The following is a 16,421-nucleotide window of genomic DNA, read 5'->3' on the forward strand; positions in this document are numbered from 1 at the left end:
CCAAAACCGGTAAAGGCATACACTGTTCATGGCATACACAGTTACGTCACGAACTGGGGGATCGACCATGACCGAACCGACCAGGCGGAACGTGCTCCGCGGCGCGGCCGCGCTCGCCATCGCCGGAACGGCCGCGAGCAGCGGATCCGCATTTGCCGCGCCGGCTCCGGCGAAACCGCGCTACCCGTTCCTCGAAGGCGCCTTCGCGCCCGTCACCGAAGAGGTGACCGCGTTCGGGCTACCGGTGACCGGCCGCATTCCGAGCGATCTGTGCGGGCGCTACCTGCGCACGGGGCCGAACGTGCTCGGCCTCGAAGATCCGCGCGCGCACCACTGGATGCTGGGCGAGGGAATGGTGCACGGCGTCCGGCTGCGCGACGGGAAGGCCGAGTGGTACCGCAACCGCTGGGTCCGTTCGTCCGGTGTCGCGGCGAAACTCGGCGAGCGGTACCCGTGGCCGGTGCCCGCCGAGGACTTCGCGCCGAACACGCACGTGATGGCCCATCACGGCCGCATCCTCGCCCTGCAGGAATCCGGCGCCCCGCCGTACGAACTCGACGGCGAGCTGAACACGTTGGGCCCGTTCGATTTCAGCGGTTCACTGGAGGGCTCCTATACCGCGCACACCAAGTTCGACGCCCGCGCCGACGAGCTGCACGCGGTGACCTATCACCCGACCTGGGACCACGTGCGGCATCTGATGGTCGACCGGACCGGCCGCGTGGTGCGGACCACCCGCATCCCGGTCACCGACAGCCCGATGATGCACGACTTCGGGCTCACGGAGAACTACGTGGTCGTCTTCGACGTACCGGTCACCTTCGATCCACAGCCGGGCAAGATCGTGCCCTACAAGTGGAACCCGGATCACCAGGCCCGGGTCGGGGTGATGAAACGCGACGGCGGGCCGGTCCGCTGGTTCGGGGTGGATCCGGTGTTCTACTCGCACACCCTCAACGCCTACGAGCAGGGCTCCACGGTGGTGGTCGACCTGACCACGATGCCCGCGCCCTTCGAGGTCTCCGGAAAGCAGGGCTTCGGTGGTCCGTCCGCGTCGGGACCGCCGGTGCTGGAGCGCTGGACGATCGACCTCGCGCAGGGACGGGTCCGGCGCCGCGTCCTCGACGACCGGCCGCAGGAATTCCCGCGGGTCAACGAAAGCCTCGTCTCTCGACGGCACCGGTACGGCTACTCGGCCTCCCCCGGCGAACTGTTCGACGTCTACCTGGACAAGCCCTCCGGCTCCTTCGGCAACGCGTTGATCAAGCACGACCTGCGGACCGGACGCTCGGACGTGCACCGCTTCGGCCGGGGCGCCGACGCGAGCGAGGCGGTGTTCGTGCCGTCCTCCCGAGGCAAGGCCGAGGACGACGGCTACGCCCTCGCCTACGTCAACAACCCCGACCGCAACGCGTCGGACCTGGTGATCCTCGCGGCGCAGGACTTCACCGCGAAACCCTTGGCACGCATCCACCTGCCGAGGCCGGTACCGCTGGGCTTCCATGGCAGCTGGATCGCCGACTGACCGATCGGGCTGTCGCCGGACTTCCCGGCGACAGCCCATCCGTTCACACTCCGGTGAGCACCTCCTCCAACGCGGCGGCGGAGTCCGGATACCGCTCGAGCAACGCCAAACCGGTGGGCGTGGTGCTCCCCCACGGCTCGTCGCACCCCAGCAGACCCGCCACCGCGTCACACACCGCCGGATGCGCCGCCAGCAGCGCGAGGCCGCCTTTGGCCTTCCTCGCCACCGCGACGGGTTCCGGCTGGTCGTGCCAAGGCGGAACCCATTCGTCGAGCGCCGCGAGACGGCCGGGGAAGATCCGGCCGGCTTCACGCACGAGCAAGGGCACCAGTTCGGCTCCCCGCGACCGCAGGGTGGTGATCAACGTCGGCAACCACGGCAACAGCAACCTGTCCGGAAGCTCGGCGAAGGCGTTCGACACCGCCTCGACGACGAAGTCGGCCAGCCCCGGCGCCGGCTCCAGCGCGTGCACGAACCCACTGAGGTAGCGCGGATAAGCGGGCAGCACCATCGGGTTCGTCAGCAGTCCGGCGCACCGTTCCCGCAGCTCCGCCCGGGAGAGACGGCCGAGCTGCACCTGTGCCGCCCACAGCAACGCCACTTTCGACGGCTCCTGCGGATGCGATCCGACGATCGCCAGCTCCAGCTGGGTGCGGTCGCATCCCAGTGACAAAGCGAGCGACTCCATGCTGAACAGGAAGCCCAGCATCGCGGCGACCTGCTCGACACCGGCTTCGTCGTCGGCGAAGGCCGCCGGGAGCAGGGTGCAGTAGTGCGCGTACCCCGTCCTGACGAAGTCCTCGATCCATCGAGGCAGCACCGGCTCGCTGGTCCGGTAATGCGCCAGCAGCCTGCGCACCCGCCGCAGCACTTCCGGAGCGCCGTCGACGTTCCGTTCGGTGGCCAGCACCTCCAGGGCGCGCGTCCCCAACTCCCCCGCGAGCCGCGCGCTGCGAAGGTAAAGCGTCGCGTCTTCGACCGCTCCGAGCACCTTCGCGGCGGTGGCCTGCGGATGGTAGGCAGCGCGCCGAAGCCGTTGCTCCAGCACCTGCTCGACGCTGACCCCCTCGTAACCCAGCTCGATGAGGGCCCGCTGGTGGGTGCCCAGTGCCAGATCCCACGACTCCTGGATCGGCCGCTCGCCGAGCCGCCGCTCGCCCATGATCGGCCTCGCCGCACCGTGCGGCATCAGATAGCGCAACATCCACAGCAGATCGGAGCAGGGCTCCAGCTCCGGCCGCGACGCTATGTCGAGCAGCGCCCGCTGCACACCTCGTTGCTGCAGCTTGAGGTTCAGCGGCTCCAGCCTGTCGTGCACGTCGCGCGCCAAGGGTGGCAACGCGTCGTACCCGACCTGGCCGATCCGGTCGCCACCCATCATGATCTCGACGAGGCGGCGTATGTCGCGCCTGCCGGGCACGACGTCCTTCTCGATGCAGGTGACCGCCGCGTCCTGGAAGTCGTACGGTGTCGGCTTGGCCCGGTCACGCATGCCCGCCAGCAGGATCGAGGTCTCGAAGACCGCGATGGCGTCGGCCGTCGAGGACAGGTACCCGTTCCGGCGCGCCGCCCGCACGATCTCGACCGACCAGCCCAGCAACTCGGCCTCGTCCAGCCGGTCGAGTACCGGAGACCGTTGCAGGAAGCCGGAAAGCTGGTCCGATGGTTCCACTGCCACCGGATCCGGCGTCGGCGCGGGCAGCGCCGCGGCCTTCTTCCGCTTCGGCCCGCCCACCTGTCCTTCCAGCTGGAACTGCTTCACCTTGGTGCGCTTGAGGTTCTTGGCCCACTCGGTCGCCGCGATCGACACCGATCCCCCGGCGAGCCCGAACTGCGCCTCGATCGAGGCGTGGCTCGACGGGATCAGCCCGTACTGCCAGGTGCTCTCACTGCGCGGGCTGATCACGAACCCGTCCGAACCTTCGACGCCGAACTCCGCGACCCGGCTTGCCGCGTGGAAGGCGCCGCAGACGTAGAGGCACTCCGCCGGGTCCGCCCCTGACGCCGCGAGGTGTTCGCGCATGCGGGTCCACATGTAGCGCTCGCGGTCTTCGTCCACCCGCACGTGCCGGGTGTCCCCCGGCGCGAGACGGCGGAACAGGCTGCCGATCAGGAACATGACCTGGCGATAGGTGTCGTGGTCGCTGTCACCGAGCGGCAGCTCGACGTACTGGTGCCACCACTCCGACCAGTGCCGCACCCGCCCGTGCCGCAGCAGGTGTTCCTCGAGTTCGGCGAACCGGGGCCGCAGATCGCCGATCTCGACGCCGACCGCGTCACCGTGCAGCGCCGCCTCCTCCTCGGCGGGCGGAGCGTCCGGATCAGTGGACGGTTCGCGTTCGTCCCATTGGAAGACGTGGTCCGCCGACCGGTCGACCAGGACGAGCTCGACGCCCGGGGTGTCGAGGGCGTACGCGATCGCCTGGTACTCCGCCGAAGCCTCGGTGATCGGCGCGACCACGGACAAGGGCGCCCACTCCGCGGGGAACCCCTTCACCTCCGTCGCGAACGCCTGCACCGCCACGGGAAGACGGCAGTTGCGCAGCTCGGTCAGCAACGGCGCCATGTCCTCGCACAGTTCGAGGTAGACCACCTTCGGCTGCTTCTCCCGCAACCGCCGTGCCATCGCGACGGCCGAAGCCGGGGAATGGTGGCAGACCGGAAAGATCTCCAACGGCTCGCGCACCGCGCGGTCGACGTCGTCGACGAGCCCGAGCAGGATGCCCTCCAGCGCGCCGGGCCCGTCGGCGAAGGCGGCCGCGGCCTCCTGCAACTGGCCGCGCAACGCCTCTAAGGCGCCGCTCACGAGAGGGTGGCGATCGCGTCGCGGCCGCCGTCGAGGAACTCCGGCCAGTCCCCGCCCTCGTCCTTGCTGCGCGGCTCGACGACACCGTGCAGGTACTTGTTGAGGATCGCCAGATCCTCCGGCTCACGACGGGCGAGCGAGCCGACCAGCGACGACGCCAGGGTGCGGGCGGTCAGCGCGCGTTCCCCGAAGAAGTTGCTGTGCAACACCGCGTCTTCGAGCACGCCGATCTGTTCGGCCGTGGACAACGCGGACTCCAGCTTCTCGTCGTCGCTGCCGGCCGACGCCGCCGCTGCGCGAAGGTCGCCGAAGCTGCGCAAGAGCACATCGAGCAGCGTCGGCGGCACGTCCAGCTCGATCTGGTGACGGCGCAGGAGTTCCTCGGTGCGGAAGCGGACGATCTCCGCCTCGCTCTTCTTGTTCGTCACCACCGGGATGCGGACGAAGTTGAAGCGGCGTTTGAGCGCGGACGACAGATCGTTGACCCCGCGGTCGCGGCTGTTGGCGGTGGCGATCACGGAGAAGCCGGGCTTGGCGAAGACGATGCCGTCGCTGTCCAGCTCCGGTACCGAGATGTACTTCTCCGACAGGATCGAGATCAGCGCGTCCTGGACGTCGCTGGTGGACCGGGTCAGCTCCTCGAACCGGCCGATCGAGCCCGCCTCCATCGCGGTCATGATCGGCGACGGGATCATCGACTCGCGGGACTGGCCCTTCGCGATGACCATCGAGACGTTCCACGAGTACTTGATGTGGTCCTCGGTGGTGCCGGCGGTCCCCTGCACGACGAGGGTCGAGTTGCGGGAGATCGCGGCGGCCAGCAGCTCGGCGAGCCAGCTTTTGCCGGTGCCCGGATCTCCGATCAGCAGGAGCCCGCGGTCCGAGGCGAGCGTGACGATGGCCCGTTCGACGATGCTCCGGTCGCCGAACCACTTCTGCGAAATCTCACGGTCGAGGCCGTCGGCGCGCTCGGACCCCAGGATGAACAGGCGCAGCATCTTCGGGGACAGGCGCCAGGCGAACGGCTTGGGATTGCCGTCGACCGACTCCAGCCAGTCCAGCTCTTCGGCGTACTTGATCTCGGCGGGGGCGCGCAACAGGTCGGACATGTCTTGCCTTTCGGGGAGTTCAGGAGGTGAGGAAAGTTTTGAGTTCGTGGACGAGTTTGGTGATGTGACCGGAGATCACGGGCGTGCCGAGATCCTTGAAGCGCTCGCGGAACCAGGGATTGACGCTGCCCCGGCCGGCGCTGGTGACCGAACCGACCGGGATGAACTTCGCCCCGGACCGGTGGATCGCGGCCATGCTCTCGAAGAGCTGCTCGACGCGGGTCTCGTAGAAGTCCGAGATCCACACCACCACGGTGTTCGCGGGCTCGGCGATCTTCGGCTGGGTCAGCCCCATCGCGACCATGCCGTCGTTGCCGCCGCCCAGGTTCGTGCGCAGCAGCGTTTCGAACGGGTCGTGGACCCACGGGGTGAGGTCGAGCGCCTGCGTGTCGTAGGCGATCAGATGAACGTCCACTTTGGGCAGTCCGGCGAAGATCGAGGCCAGGACCGCGCAGTTGACCATCGAGTCGACCATGGAACCGGACTGGTCGACGACCGCGATGAGCCGCTGTGGCGTGGTCTTCTTCGCGGTCTGCTTGTAGTACAGGCGATCGACGTAGAGCCGTTCCTCTTCCGGGCTCCAGTTGGTGAGGTTCTTCCAAATGGTGCGATCGAGGTCGAGGTTGCGGAACACGCGCTTCGGCGGGACCGAACGATCCACCTTGCCCGTCGAGGCCTTCTCGACCTGGGTCCGCAGGACCTCCGCGATCTCGTCGACGTAGCGCCGGATGAGCGACTTGGCGTTGGCCAACGCCACTCCGGACAGGTTGTCCTTGTCCCGCAACAACTGTTCGATGAGGGACATACTCGGGCTCAGCTTCGCCGCGAGCGCGGGATCGGCGAGGACCTCGCGCAGATGCATCCGCTTCACGAGGTCCGCCTCGATGTCGCCGAGGTCCGGGCCGATGGCCGGGAGGAGGGTGCTCAGATCGGGTGTGCCGCCCCCGCCGGTGCCGCCGAGCCCGGTCGGAGCGCCTCCGGAACGACCACCGCGCAACTCACCAGGGCGGCAGCCGAGCGCGCGCTCCAGCCAGCCCGCGTCGGACTGCCAGCAGGACAGCCGCCCGGCGGTCACCGTGTGCGGCGGCTGAGCGAAGACGTTGAGCAGCACCTTCGATACGAGCGCCGCGCGCCGCACTTCCGCCGCCTTGTCCCGGCCGTCCCCGGCTTCGGGGACCATCAGCCCGTCGAACTCTGCGGCCAGCTCCGGATGACGCTGGACGACCGAGTCGACCGCGACGTTCGGATCCAGCAGCGCCGACGGCAAGCCGATGTCCTCGACCACGGCCACACTCGCGGACTCGAGCGCGGCCTGCTCCTCGGTGTCGAAGAGCCGGGCGAGCAGCCGCCAGTACAGGACCTGGCGGCGGTTGTCCTCGGGTTCGGTCATTTCCGCAGCAACCTTCCGGCACGCTCGCGCAGCACGGCCGCGGCGTCGGTGGCCGCCTTCTCGGCTTTCACTCCGACCTTGTCCGTGGTGCCGCCGGCCCAGGCTCCGGCGTGCACGGCGGTGGTCTTCTTCCGCACGGTGGTCTCGACGGCGAGCGGCTGGAGGCGGAATCCACCGTCCCACCGGATCAGGCCGATGCACGCGCTGGAACTCGCGACGGCCTTCGGCGTCAGCGGACCGGCCGCCGGGATGCGGTCCGTCTCGACGAAGAGCCGATTCCCGGCGAAGGTGAACGTGACCTCGTCTTCGCCACCCTCGATGTCGTAACCCTCGAGGAAGACGGGAACGGCGATCCGCACCGGGTGCCGGTCCAGCGGTGCGACCGCCGGGATGACGGCCTTCGGCAGGGCTACGCGTGCCGTGGAGAAAGCGTCCGCAGGTTCGCCGAGGCGGGCGTGCTCGTCCCGCCAGAGCAAGTCGCCCTCGGCGGTGACCGGCATGCCGGCGAGGTCCATGGAGCGGCCCTCGCTGATCGCCTTGAGCAGGGAAAGATGCGGGCGCAGCAACTGCCAGATCCCGGCGCCGATGATCGTGTCCGGCTTGGGCACGGTCGCGTTCGCACGCACGAGACGGGGCGCTGTGCCGTCCTCGGGTTCGAACACGGCGTGGACCTGGGCCTGCGCGGCCGTCGAGTGTTCGAGCAGGTCGACCCCGAGCGGCAGCAAGCGGCCGGTGACCGTGCCGATCTCCGGCGCTGCCACGGGGAGCGTCAGAACCATCGCCCGCGACCACAGATCGCCCCAGCGCCGGGCGGGGACGCGCTCCAGCGCCGCACCAGGACACGACGCCGCGAGCTCGGCCGCGAAACCGTCGAGCAACACGGCCAGCCGGCGCAGGCTCGGCTCGGCGAGCAGCGCCGAAATCACCTGCGCCGAGCCGGAGATGAGGTCGTGGTCGATGCCCTGCCAGCCGGCCCGGGCAAGGTCCGAGAGCCACGACCGGGCTGCCGCCAGCAGATTCGGCGACTCTGTCGCGGAACTCGGCCGGGTCGAGTCCTCGTCCTGCGGCCGTCCGGTCGCTTCGGCAAGGCGTGCGAAGACCGCGTCGTGCACGGAGCCGAACACCGCGATCCTCGCTGCAGCAAGGGAAACGAAGTGCTCCTCCCCCGCCGCACCGGCCGATGTCTTCTCCGCCGCCTCAGCGACGCGCGCCGCCAAGGGCGATCCGGCGACGGCATCGGCGAGTTCGGTCAGACCGGCGGTCTTCTGAGGACGAAGCAACCCGGCGACGAGCACATCGTCGAAGGCGTCGACAACCGCCAGCGCCTCGTCGAGACCGGCGATGGGATCGGTGAGCAGATCGACGCGCATCAGACCACCGCCCTGGTCGACGGGAACCACTGAAGCTCGGGCACCGGTGCCGTCGAAGCTTCGAATTCCAGGTATGCCAAATGCCGCAGGAATTGGCTGAACACGGAAGCCGCGGCGGTACTGTCACCCTGCGACGGCCGTGTCGCGCCCATGGTCTGCGAAATGGCCTGAGCCGTCGGCTCGGGAACCTCGACGCGCAGGTACCGCGCCACTCGCTCGGCACCGTATTGAAGGGTGGATTCGTTGATCAGGGCCAGAATGTGATTGCAGAACATCCCCCGTGCCCCGCCGCACGGCCGGTTGTTGTTGGTACTACAGGAGAATTCGTACGTGCTCGCCGCGACGGACGAGACGTACACCCGGCCGATGTCCGATCCGCTGGACACCACGCCCTGCACCCGTCCGTCGGCCAGTTCGACGAACGGGACCTTCGCGAGCTTGCGCGGACGAGCGGGTGGCAAAACCCGGGCCGTGCTCACTCTTTCCCAGTCTGACAACGCATCTTCTCCTTGCGGGGGTGCCTCGGTGGGGACTGGGACGAACCTAGCGGGAGGCACCGACAGTTTTGATCACATCCGGAGTTTTGCGAGCTGAACGGCCAGATCGGCGAGGCCGTCGGCATGGAAGTCGAACCGGTCCGTCTCGGACGGCGGGTCGCCTACGGGCCTGGCGACGTAGGCGGTCCGGAGACCGACGCTCTGCGCTCCCCGCAGGTCCCACGCGTGGGTGGCGACCATCAGCAGCCGCTCCGGCTTCGTCCTGGCCAGGTCGACGGCCATCTTGTAGACCGCCGGATCCGGCTTGTAGGTCTGCGCCTCCTCCGCGGAGAGCGCTTGATGCCACCGGAGGCCGGCATGGGCGTTGATCCCGAGCAGACTCGTCCGGCCGGCGTTGGAGAGCCCGATCAGCGTGTGGTGTTCAGCGAGCTTCGCCAGCCCTTCGACGGAGTCGGGCCACGGCGAGAGCTTCGGCACCACGTCCGTCTTGGTGGTGAGCTGGGCTGCTTCGCGGTCGAGAACGTCACTCGGGGCGTACGGCCGCTCCCCCGCGACGATGCGCCGCTGCTCGGTCTCGACGTGGCCCTGCCACAGCTTGACCAGCTCGTCGGCGTCGGCATCCGGCGCGGCCTGCCGGACGGCCGCGCGGATCCCGGCCGGCTCGTCGACGAGCGTGCCGAGGATGTCGAACACCAACGCGTCGATCTCCACGGTGAACCTCCCGGTAAGGGTTAAAGTGTCGGTTAACCGCGAACGTACGAGAGGTTGGTAAGGGATGCAAGTGGCGTTAGACGATTACGTCTGGGCGGCCGGCGTCGCGACCGACCTGGTCAACACGGCGCCGGAGGTATGGCACGGCGAAGACAAACTGCCAGACCTTGCGTCCCTTGCCGCTTTCGCCGAGCAGCGCTCGATACCCGGGAGCACGCGGCCTGGTGACCTGCGTGCCGTTCACCGGCTGCGTGCCACAGTGCGCGATCTGATCGACCAGCCAGCCCAGGCACGCCTCATCACCGGCGCCACCGCGCTCACCTCGTCGATCGGTGACGTCTCCCTCGATGCCACCTCGGGCCGCTCTCGATGGACCGTTTCGCTCCGACAGGGCGCGACCGTCGTCGACGCGCTTTCCTTGATCTGCGGTGTCGGGATACTCGGCGTCGTCCACTCTCTCGATGTGGCACGGTTCCGCGCCTGTGGCGCGCCGACTTGCCGAGGCGCCTTCATCGACACGACGCGCCCCGGCCGGCGGCGCTATTGCATGCCAGGACTCTGCGGGAACCGCGTCAACGTGGCGAATCATCGGGCGCGTAAGGCGTCCGAGCTTCACCACGCTTGAGCCGTCCGACAAAGTCAGCGAGATCGCGCTGCTGCGGGCCGCCACAGTGGCACTGCCCCTACCCGCCGACCACACCAGAGGATATGTCTCCACCGCCGCTAATGGTGGCTGGGTCGCAGGCAGCGGCACCCTTCGGCGCCGCGATCCGCCGGCACCAGGGTGTAGCCGAAGACCTAGAACGGACGTTCGGCCGGCAACGTGTCGACCGTGCGCGTGTGGCTTGTGGTGGCGTGGAGGCTGCTCAGCAGTGCGAGGGTGTGGGCGCTGGGCGTGGCGGGTTCGGCGTGGTAGATGATCAGTTGCTGACCGGGGGCGCTGCGCACGTCGAATGCCTGGTAGGTAAGGGTGAGCGGGCCGACGTCGGGGTGTACGAGGTGTTTGGGTTCGCGGGTCTTGCCGCGCACCTGGTGCGTTTCCCACAAGTCGCGGAAGTGCGCGCTCCCTTCGCTGAGTTCGGCCACCAGGTGCCGCAGGGCTGGGTCGTGTGGGTTGAGACCTGCGGCTACCCGCAGGTTCGCCACGGTGGCCTGTGCGGTCCAATCCCAGCGCGCGTAGAACTGTCGTCCCGCAGGGTCGAGGAAGGTCATGCGGGCGAGGTTGTCCACCGCGCGGAATGGTGAGAACAGCGCGTCGGCGAGGGCGTTGGTGGCCAGTACATCGAGGATGCGGTTGAGCACGAAGGCCGGGGTGTGCGGGTAGCCGTCCATGAGTTGCCGCAGTTCGGGGCTCACGGTCTGAGGTACCGGAGCGGGCGTGTCGTCCGGCGTGGCACCGGCCAGCCGGTACAGGTGCTCGCGGGCGTCGGGGTCGAGATCCAGTTCGCGGCACAGGGCGTCGAGCACTTGCGGTGACGGGTGGGTCTCGCGGCCCTGTTCCAGCCGGGTGTAGTAGTCGACGTTCACTCCGGCGAGCACGGCGACTTCTTCGCGGCGCAGCCCGGTCACCTTGCGGCGGCCGGAGTAGAGCACGCCCGCGTCTTCCGGAGATCGTTGTGCACGGCGCGCTCGCAGGAACGCTCCCAGCTCACCACTGCCCATGGCGATCATGCTAGATCGCTGCGCGTCCGGTTGGGTGGGTGCGGCACACCCAGCCACCACACGCCCTGCCATCGGTTTTCGCCGTCGCCGACGCTGGTCGGTATGACAAGCGATATCGACGTGGTCGGCATGTGGGTCACCGCGGACGGGCATATCCGGCAGGAGCTGCGCGCCGACGGGCGCTACGACGAAGCACGCGGCGGACGGCGTAGCGCCTACACCGGTCGCTACACGGTGACCGGGAACCACCTCGACTACTTGGACGACACCGGCTTCACCGCGACGGGCGACATCCGCGACGGCGTGCTCCACCACGAGCATCTCGTCCTGTATCGCGAATCCGCCGCCGATCACCGGCAGGCACGGCGATGAGCCTGCCACCGATCTCTGGCGACTTGGCGGGCAAGGTCGCGTTGGTCACCGGTGCCGCCCGCGGGGTCGGCGCGGCCACGGTCGCCTGGTTGCACGCCCACGGTGCGCGAGTAATGGCGACTGACCTCCGCCCCGAGGTGAATGGTCTCGCCACCCGGTTCGACCGCGTGTCCACCCTGGTCGGCGACGTGTCCCGAGAGGACACCGCGGTGCGATCGGTGGCCGCGGCCGTCGACCGGTTCGGCAGCGTGGACATCCTGGTCAGCAACGCCGGTCGATCCGTGAACAAGCCGATCACCGAGACCACCGCGACCGACTGGGACGAGCTGATGTCGATCAACGCCCGAGGGGCGTTTCTGCACGCCCGGGAAGCATTCCGGGTCATGCGCGAACACGGCGGGGGCGTGATCGTCACCGTCGGGTCGTTCGCCTGCACCGTCGGGTTGGCCGAGGCCGCGGCCTACAGCGCGGCCAAGGGAGCGTTAGCGCAGTTGACCAAGGTGCTCGCGCTGGAGGGCGGACCGCACGGCATCCGTGCCAACGTCGTCGCCCCCGGTGTGATCGAGACCGACATGCTCGACAACTTCCGGGCCGACAGCCGGGAGTACCTGCGCTCCTTCGGCGATGCCCACCCCCTGGGCCGCGTCGCGCAGCCCGAGGAGATAGCCGAGGTGATCGGTTTCCTGGCGTCGCCCCGCTCCAGCTTCATCACCGGCGCGGTCGTCGCCGCCGACGGCGGCTACACCGCCGCCTGACTCCTAGCAACAACGAGAGAAGGAGCACGTCATGCGTGGACGCCTCGCCGGCAAAGTCGCATTGATCACGGGCGCTACCGGCGGCATCGGGCAAGCCGCCGCGGAACTGTTCGCCCGGGAAGGAGCCAGCCTGGTCGTCACCGACATCTCCCAGGAGACGACGGACGAGCTCGCCGCACGACTGAAAGCCGAGGGCACCGATGCGCTGGCCGTCCGGTTGGATGTCTCCTCGCCGGAGAATTGGAGCGCGGCGATCGAGCTGACCCGGCGGCACTTCGGCCGCCTTGACATCTTGGTCAACATCGCCGGTGTCCTGGACTGGCCCGGCATCGAAGAGACCACAAAGGACGGCTGGGACCAGGTGGTCGCGGTCAACCAGACCGGCACCTGGCTCGGGATGAAGACCGCCATGCCCCTGCTGCGCGCTTCCGGCAACGCCTCCATCATCAATACCTCCTCAGTGCTCGGCCTGGTCGGTAGCGGAGCCGCCGCCGCTTACCAGGCGACCAAGGGAGCAGTGCGCCTGCTGACGAAGACCGCCGCCGTCGAATACGCCACCCGCGGCGTCCGGGTCAACTCAGTGCACCCCGGGGTCATCGCCACCCCGATGATCCAAGATCTGCTCGACGAGCAGGGCGACCGGCAACCCGACATCATGCGCACCCCTATGCGGCGTGCGGGCGACCCCGCCGAGATCGCTCCCGCGATACTGTTCCTGGCCGGCGACGAATCCTCGTTCATCACCGGAACCGAACTCGTCATCGACGGCGGACTCACCGCACACTGATGGTCAGCCCTGGTCCACACCTATGCCGGATATCCGCTCATGCCGCGAGGCGCGCGCTGTCCGCGATCCTGGTGAGGTCCTCTTCGGCAGGCGAGTCCGGCATCTGCAGGTCACCCCACACCACGACCAGCAGCGTCCCCTGGGCGGTGGGCAAGGCGACCACCCGGTAGGTGGTCGACGGCGGGTCGCACTCGGCCCTGCCGTGCGGGGTGACCGTGCCCTGCACCTGCGCCCCGCCGTCCGGGCGGCGTCCGACAGGGCCGGAAGACACCTGACCGCCGCTGCGGAAAGCCCGCGTTCCCCGATACATCAACGCATCCGCCGCGGCCGCCATCGGATCGGTGATACGCGCCCGGTCGAGGTACAGCTGGCCGAGGATGGCTTTCGGATTCGCTGCGCAGTAGCCCGGTTCGTACCGCGCGCCTCGGGTTCGAGCGTCCGGGATGAAGGTTCCGTCGACCGGCTGCCAGGTGGGTGGCACCTCGACGAACACGCCGAGCCCGAGCTCCAGCGTCTTCCAGCCGGGCGCCGGAGGGATTCGAGAGGTACCGCTCTCGCTGATAGGCCAGAATGAGGCAGCGCTGTCGTCGTTGCTGTTCAGGAACACCAGTAGCCCCGCCACCAGACCGGCGATCACCACCAGCACGCCGACGGCAATCCCCGCGAGCATCCCCGTGCGACGCCGTTTCGGCGAAGGCGCCTGGTAACCGGGCTGGGACGGGAAATCCGGAAACCATTGCTGCTGCCCCTGTCGTTCCACGAGCGCAGGCTAGCCCTCCGGCACGCGGTTCCGGCGCGGCTGTCCGCATCCTGCCAACGTCCTGTCACGCCGACGAGACGACCATTGAGCGACCGGTGGTAGTGCACGGCAAGTCATATTTCGTAGGGATAGACCCTGATCTTTTCAGGCTTCAGGTTGATCTCGACCCACGCGCCGGCCATCCCTTGAGGCAGGCCCTCGATATGGCCGAGGTCGATCACCACGTCGACCAACTCCAAGTGCGCCAACGGCGGCTCGGCCTCAATCTCGATGAGGCCGAGCCGTCCCCGGTAGAAGACTCCGCGTTCGTCCTGGTGAATGCACGGTTCCTCGACTGCGGCCGGCGAGCAGTTGGCCCCCCACTGGAACTCCTCGTCCAACTCCCACTCGATGTGGTGCTCGCCGGCCGCTGTCTCCAGGTTTCCGGCCCAAGACGCCGGAGCAGTCACTCATCGCCGATGAAGATCCGGATCGTCACATGCAGTTCGTGAGTCCCCAGTTGTGGGTTTCCACCGGCGGGAATTGACTCGGGCTTACCGCCCAGCCGACGGTGGTCCCACCCGGGACCACGGCGCACGAGCCGACATAGGTGTAAAAGCCGTCGAATGCGACGGCTCGACCGAAGGGAGTGAGACGCAGGCGCAGCGTGCCGCAGTTGTTGTAGTACACGTAAATCGTGGTGTTCACGCCGCCGGGCTGCTCGACTGTCGTGTTGCAGGCACGTCTCTGAGACGAGACCTCGACGGTATTCAGCACCCGGGCTTTCGCTTCGGGGCCGGCGATTTCGGCCACGGGCCGACCGTCGCCGGCGAGGGCGATACCGACGGGAACCAGCGCGACACCGCAGCCGATACCCGCAGCGAGCAGGAGAAGCCGAATTCGTGCGCTGAATGGCATAGGTTTTCCTTTCGAGTCCTTGATGCTGAGGTAGTCCTACGTCGATCGCGTCGTCAACTTTCCGGGACTACGGCATGGATGTCATTCGCACTCAGTCGCCATCGCTGAGCATTCAGTCGCCGATCTTTCGACCGAATGCCTGCTGCCTTTCGCTTCCAAGGGCAGCACACTGGCCGTAGGCGATCATCGCGAAGGGGGAAAATGCTCACCACGATGGACTTCCGGACCGATGACTTGCCTGTCTCGGACCGGGTCGACGCCTTTTTCGGCCGCCTCAGTGCGAACGTGCTCGTCAAGCTCCGCGGTGATCACCGGCCTGATCTGCGGTCGGATCAACGCGTGCTGAGTATGGGCGGCTTGGTCGTGTCGGCGATGACCGGCACGGTGCCGTCGATGCTCCTGCGGCGTACGCCGGCCATCGTCGCACGCGCTGACACGGAAGAGATCCGGCTGTCGTTCTCCGTGGAATCCCGGAGCATAGGGATCGGAGAGGACGACGTCGTGCTCCGCCCGGGCGATTGGTCGGTCGTGGATTCCGCGCTGCTCTACGACATCCCGGTGACAGGTGGCACCCACACCGAAACGTCACTAGGAGTGCCTTACAGCCGGATCCCCGTGCGACGAAGCCGGATCGAGCGGCTGATCGGCCACCCGCTGGACGGAAAGTCAGGTTACGGCGCTCTCCTGGCCCAAGTGCTGACCCAGATCGTGCGGGACGCGGCCTCGTATCGCCCCGAGGACGCGGCACAGCTGGAGACAACGGTCATGGACCTGGTGACCGCGCTCTGCTGCCGGGCTTTGGACAGTGGCTCGTCCGTGCCGTCCGAGAGCCGGCGCCGCACTCTCGTCCTCCGAATCCGAAACTTCGTGCGGGAGAACCTGCACGACCCCGGGCTGACTCCCGGTTCGATCGCCGCGGCTCACCATATCTCCCGCAGCCACCTGCACAACCTTTTCAAGGACCAGGAAGAGACGGTCGCGGCCTGGATCAGACGACAGCGCCTGGAACGGGCCGCCCATGATCTGGCCGACCCCGCCCTGCTCGACACCCCCGTGCACACGATCGCGGCCCGCTGGGGATTTCCCCGACCGGCCGACTTCACCCGAGCGTTCCGAGCCGGCCGCGGAGTCACTCCCCGCGAACACCGCCGGCGGCACACCAGCGCGGAAGTGGGACAGGTTTCCGCGCGAAGCCCGGGCGATCTGCTCAGCCGGCCGTCGGAGCCGGCCTCGTGACCGTCTCGCGCAGTTCGGCGGCGGCCTGGGCCATGAGCTGGGAGAGGGTGGTATCCGGCTCGGCGAGCCAGCGAGGCATGGCGCGCCGATGGATCGCCAGCACCACGTCGATGATGAAGCGTGCTTTGCCGGGCTCGACGCCGCGGCGCCCGAGCGCCGGCACCAGCGCGTCGGCGATGTCGGCGAGCTTGATCAGATCGCGTTCGGCCAGTGCCGGGTTGGCGGCGATCACTCGCCCCCGGCGCAGCAGGAACTCGCGCGGGCGGAAGATCTCCTCGGCGGTTCCCAGCGCGGTCAGCAGCGCCTCGATCGGGGCGAGGTCCGGGTCGGCTGCTTCGACTTGGGCGACGAGGTGGGCCTCGAGTTCGTTGCCGGCGAAGAGGACTTCCCGCTTGTCGGGGAAGTAGCGATAGAAGGAGCGCTCCTTCAGGCCGGCGGCGTCTGCGATCTGCGCGACCGAGGTGCGTTCGAACCCCTGTGTCTCGAACAGCTCGAGCGCCGCGCGCTCGAGCCGGCCCTGTGCGTCGGCTTCCCATCTCGGCAT

At 68.3% G+C, this 16,421-nt stretch carries 17 protein-coding genes; 6 read left to right on the forward strand and 11 right to left on the reverse strand.

Annotated features, from left to right (window positions below; all coding sequences use genetic code 11):
* Positions 1-67: 67 nt before the first annotated feature.
* Positions 68-1,525, forward strand: coding sequence for a carotenoid oxygenase family protein (locus AVR91_RS07185; protein WP_063276460.1), 1,458 nt, complete (start codon positions 68-70; stop codon positions 1,523-1,525).
* Between the two features lie 43 nt (positions 1,526-1,568).
* Here AVR91_RS07185 and AVR91_RS07190 read toward each other — a convergent pair whose 3' ends face one another.
* The 6 genes from AVR91_RS07190 to AVR91_RS07215 all read right to left on the reverse strand — a co-directional run bounded on the left by AVR91_RS07190 (position 1,569) and on the right by AVR91_RS07215 (position 9,408).
* A complete protein-coding gene (locus AVR91_RS07190) occupies positions 1,569-4,331 on the reverse strand; it encodes a DUF5682 family protein (protein ID WP_063276459.1) in 2,763 nt (920 codons plus the stop codon).
* Positions 4,328-5,440 (reverse strand): ATP-binding protein, encoded by a 1,113-nt coding sequence (locus AVR91_RS07195; RefSeq protein WP_063276458.1) that lies wholly within the window; start codon positions 5,438-5,440, stop codon positions 4,328-4,330. Before AVR91_RS07195 ends, AVR91_RS07190 begins: the two co-directional genes overlap by 4 nt.
* A gap of 19 nt (positions 5,441-5,459) precedes the next feature.
* A complete protein-coding gene (locus tag AVR91_RS07200; RefSeq protein ID WP_063276457.1) occupies positions 5,460-6,830 on the reverse strand; it encodes a VWA domain-containing protein in 1,371 nt (456 codons plus the stop codon).
* Positions 6,827-8,200 carry a hypothetical protein gene (locus AVR91_RS07205; protein ID WP_228709145.1) on the reverse strand — a complete coding sequence of 458 codons (1,374 nt, stop codon included), beginning with the start codon at positions 8,198-8,200 and terminating at the stop codon, positions 6,827-6,829. Before AVR91_RS07205 ends, AVR91_RS07200 begins: the two co-directional genes overlap by 4 nt.
* Positions 8,200-8,679, reverse strand: a complete 480-nt coding sequence (locus tag AVR91_RS07210) for a hypothetical protein (RefSeq protein WP_228708299.1) — start codon at positions 8,677-8,679, stop codon at positions 8,200-8,202. The genes AVR91_RS07205 and AVR91_RS07210 overlap by 1 nt, the downstream gene beginning before the upstream one ends.
* Before the next feature lie 90 nt (positions 8,680-8,769).
* Positions 8,770-9,408, reverse strand: a complete 639-nt coding sequence (locus AVR91_RS07215; RefSeq protein WP_063276454.1) for a haloacid dehalogenase type II — start codon at positions 9,406-9,408, stop codon at positions 8,770-8,772.
* A 64-nt stretch (positions 9,409-9,472) separates the two neighbouring features.
* Here AVR91_RS07215 and AVR91_RS07220 point away from each other — a divergent pair, with 64 nt between their 5' ends.
* Positions 9,473-10,033: a CGNR zinc finger domain-containing protein gene (locus AVR91_RS07220; RefSeq protein ID WP_228709146.1), complete on the forward strand. Its 561-nt coding sequence runs from the start codon at positions 9,473-9,475 to the stop codon at positions 10,031-10,033.
* Positions 10,034-10,206: 173 nt separating this feature from the next.
* Here AVR91_RS07220 and AVR91_RS07225 read toward each other — a convergent pair whose 3' ends face one another.
* Complete coding sequence (locus tag AVR91_RS07225) at positions 10,207-11,070, reverse strand: helix-turn-helix transcriptional regulator (RefSeq protein WP_063276510.1); 864 nt, start codon at positions 11,068-11,070, stop codon at positions 10,207-10,209.
* 102 nt (positions 11,071-11,172) lie between these two features.
* On the opposite strand from AVR91_RS07225, the gene AVR91_RS07230 reads away from it, so the two are divergent.
* The 3 genes from AVR91_RS07230 to AVR91_RS07240 are packed head-to-tail and all read left to right on the forward strand — an operon-like array spanning position 11,173 to position 12,984.
* The gene (locus AVR91_RS07230; protein WP_063276453.1) at positions 11,173-11,442 is read left to right on the forward strand and encodes an Atu4866 domain-containing protein; all 270 of its coding nucleotides are present in this window, start codon (positions 11,173-11,175) and stop codon (positions 11,440-11,442) included.
* Positions 11,439-12,197 carry an SDR family NAD(P)-dependent oxidoreductase gene (locus AVR91_RS07235; protein WP_063276452.1) on the forward strand — a complete coding sequence of 253 codons (759 nt, stop codon included), beginning with the start codon at positions 11,439-11,441 and terminating at the stop codon, positions 12,195-12,197. Before AVR91_RS07230 ends, AVR91_RS07235 begins: the two co-directional genes overlap by 4 nt.
* Positions 12,198-12,228: 31 nt before the next feature.
* The gene (locus AVR91_RS07240) at positions 12,229-12,984 is read left to right on the forward strand and encodes an SDR family NAD(P)-dependent oxidoreductase (RefSeq protein WP_063276451.1); all 756 of its coding nucleotides are present in this window, start codon (positions 12,229-12,231) and stop codon (positions 12,982-12,984) included.
* A gap of 37 nt (positions 12,985-13,021) precedes the next feature.
* Here the strand turns inward: AVR91_RS07240 and AVR91_RS07245 are convergent, their stop codons facing one another.
* From AVR91_RS07245 to AVR91_RS07255, 3 genes are all read right to left on the reverse strand, one after another.
* Positions 13,022-13,744: a hypothetical protein gene (locus AVR91_RS07245; RefSeq protein WP_143253919.1), complete on the reverse strand. Its 723-nt coding sequence runs from the start codon at positions 13,742-13,744 to the stop codon at positions 13,022-13,024.
* Positions 13,745-13,857: 113 nt separating this feature from the next.
* Positions 13,858-14,193, reverse strand: a complete 336-nt coding sequence (locus AVR91_RS07250; RefSeq protein WP_063276449.1) for a hypothetical protein — start codon at positions 14,191-14,193, stop codon at positions 13,858-13,860.
* Positions 14,194-14,218: 25 nt separating this feature from the next.
* Positions 14,219-14,641 (reverse strand): hypothetical protein, encoded by a 423-nt coding sequence (locus AVR91_RS07255; RefSeq protein WP_063276448.1) that lies wholly within the window; start codon positions 14,639-14,641, stop codon positions 14,219-14,221.
* 201 nt (positions 14,642-14,842) lie between these two features.
* Between AVR91_RS07255 and AVR91_RS07260 the strand changes: the two genes are divergently transcribed.
* On the forward strand, positions 14,843-15,877 hold the full coding sequence (locus AVR91_RS07260; RefSeq protein WP_063276447.1) for a helix-turn-helix domain-containing protein: 1,035 nt from the start codon (positions 14,843-14,845) through the stop codon (positions 15,875-15,877).
* On the opposite strand, the gene AVR91_RS07265 is transcribed toward AVR91_RS07260, so the two are convergent.
* A complete protein-coding gene (locus AVR91_RS07265) occupies positions 15,849-16,421 on the reverse strand; it encodes a TetR/AcrR family transcriptional regulator (RefSeq protein WP_063276446.1) in 573 nt (190 codons plus the stop codon). The genes AVR91_RS07260 and AVR91_RS07265 overlap by 29 nt on opposite strands.

This window comes from Amycolatopsis keratiniphila subsp. keratiniphila (genome assembly GCF_001620365.2).
Taxonomy (GTDB): domain Bacteria; phylum Actinomycetota; class Actinomycetes; order Mycobacteriales; family Pseudonocardiaceae; genus Amycolatopsis; species Amycolatopsis keratiniphila.

Coding starts and splice junctions, on each gene's coding strand:
- AVR91_RS07185 (WP_063276460.1), top strand. CDS start 68: ATGACCGAACCGACCAGGCGGAACGTGCTCCGCGGCGCGGCCGCGCTC.
- AVR91_RS07195 (WP_063276458.1), bottom strand. CDS start 5,440: ATGTCCGACCTGTTGCGCGCCCCCGCCGAGATCAAGTACGCCGAAGAG.
- AVR91_RS07200 (WP_063276457.1), bottom strand. CDS start 6,830: ATGACCGAACCCGAGGACAACCGCCGCCAGGTCCTGTACTGGCGGCTG.
- AVR91_RS07205 (WP_228709145.1), bottom strand. CDS start 8,200: ATGCGCGTCGATCTGCTCACCGATCCCATCGCCGGTCTCGACGAGGCG.
- AVR91_RS07220 (WP_228709146.1), top strand. CDS start 9,473: ATGCAAGTGGCGTTAGACGATTACGTCTGGGCGGCCGGCGTCGCGACC.
- AVR91_RS07225 (WP_063276510.1), bottom strand. CDS start 11,070: ATGGGCAGTGGTGAGCTGGGAGCGTTCCTGCGAGCGCGCCGTGCACAA.
- AVR91_RS07230 (WP_063276453.1), top strand. CDS start 11,173: ATGACAAGCGATATCGACGTGGTCGGCATGTGGGTCACCGCGGACGGG.
- AVR91_RS07235 (WP_063276452.1), top strand. CDS start 11,439: ATGAGCCTGCCACCGATCTCTGGCGACTTGGCGGGCAAGGTCGCGTTG.
- AVR91_RS07240 (WP_063276451.1), top strand. CDS start 12,229: ATGCGTGGACGCCTCGCCGGCAAAGTCGCATTGATCACGGGCGCTACC.
- AVR91_RS07255 (WP_063276448.1), bottom strand. CDS start 14,641: ATGCCATTCAGCGCACGAATTCGGCTTCTCCTGCTCGCTGCGGGTATC.
- AVR91_RS07260 (WP_063276447.1), top strand. CDS start 14,843: ATGCTCACCACGATGGACTTCCGGACCGATGACTTGCCTGTCTCGGAC.
- AVR91_RS07265 (WP_063276446.1), bottom strand. CDS start 16,421: ATGCCGAGATGGGAAGCCGACGCACAGGGCCGGCTCGAGCGCGCGGCG.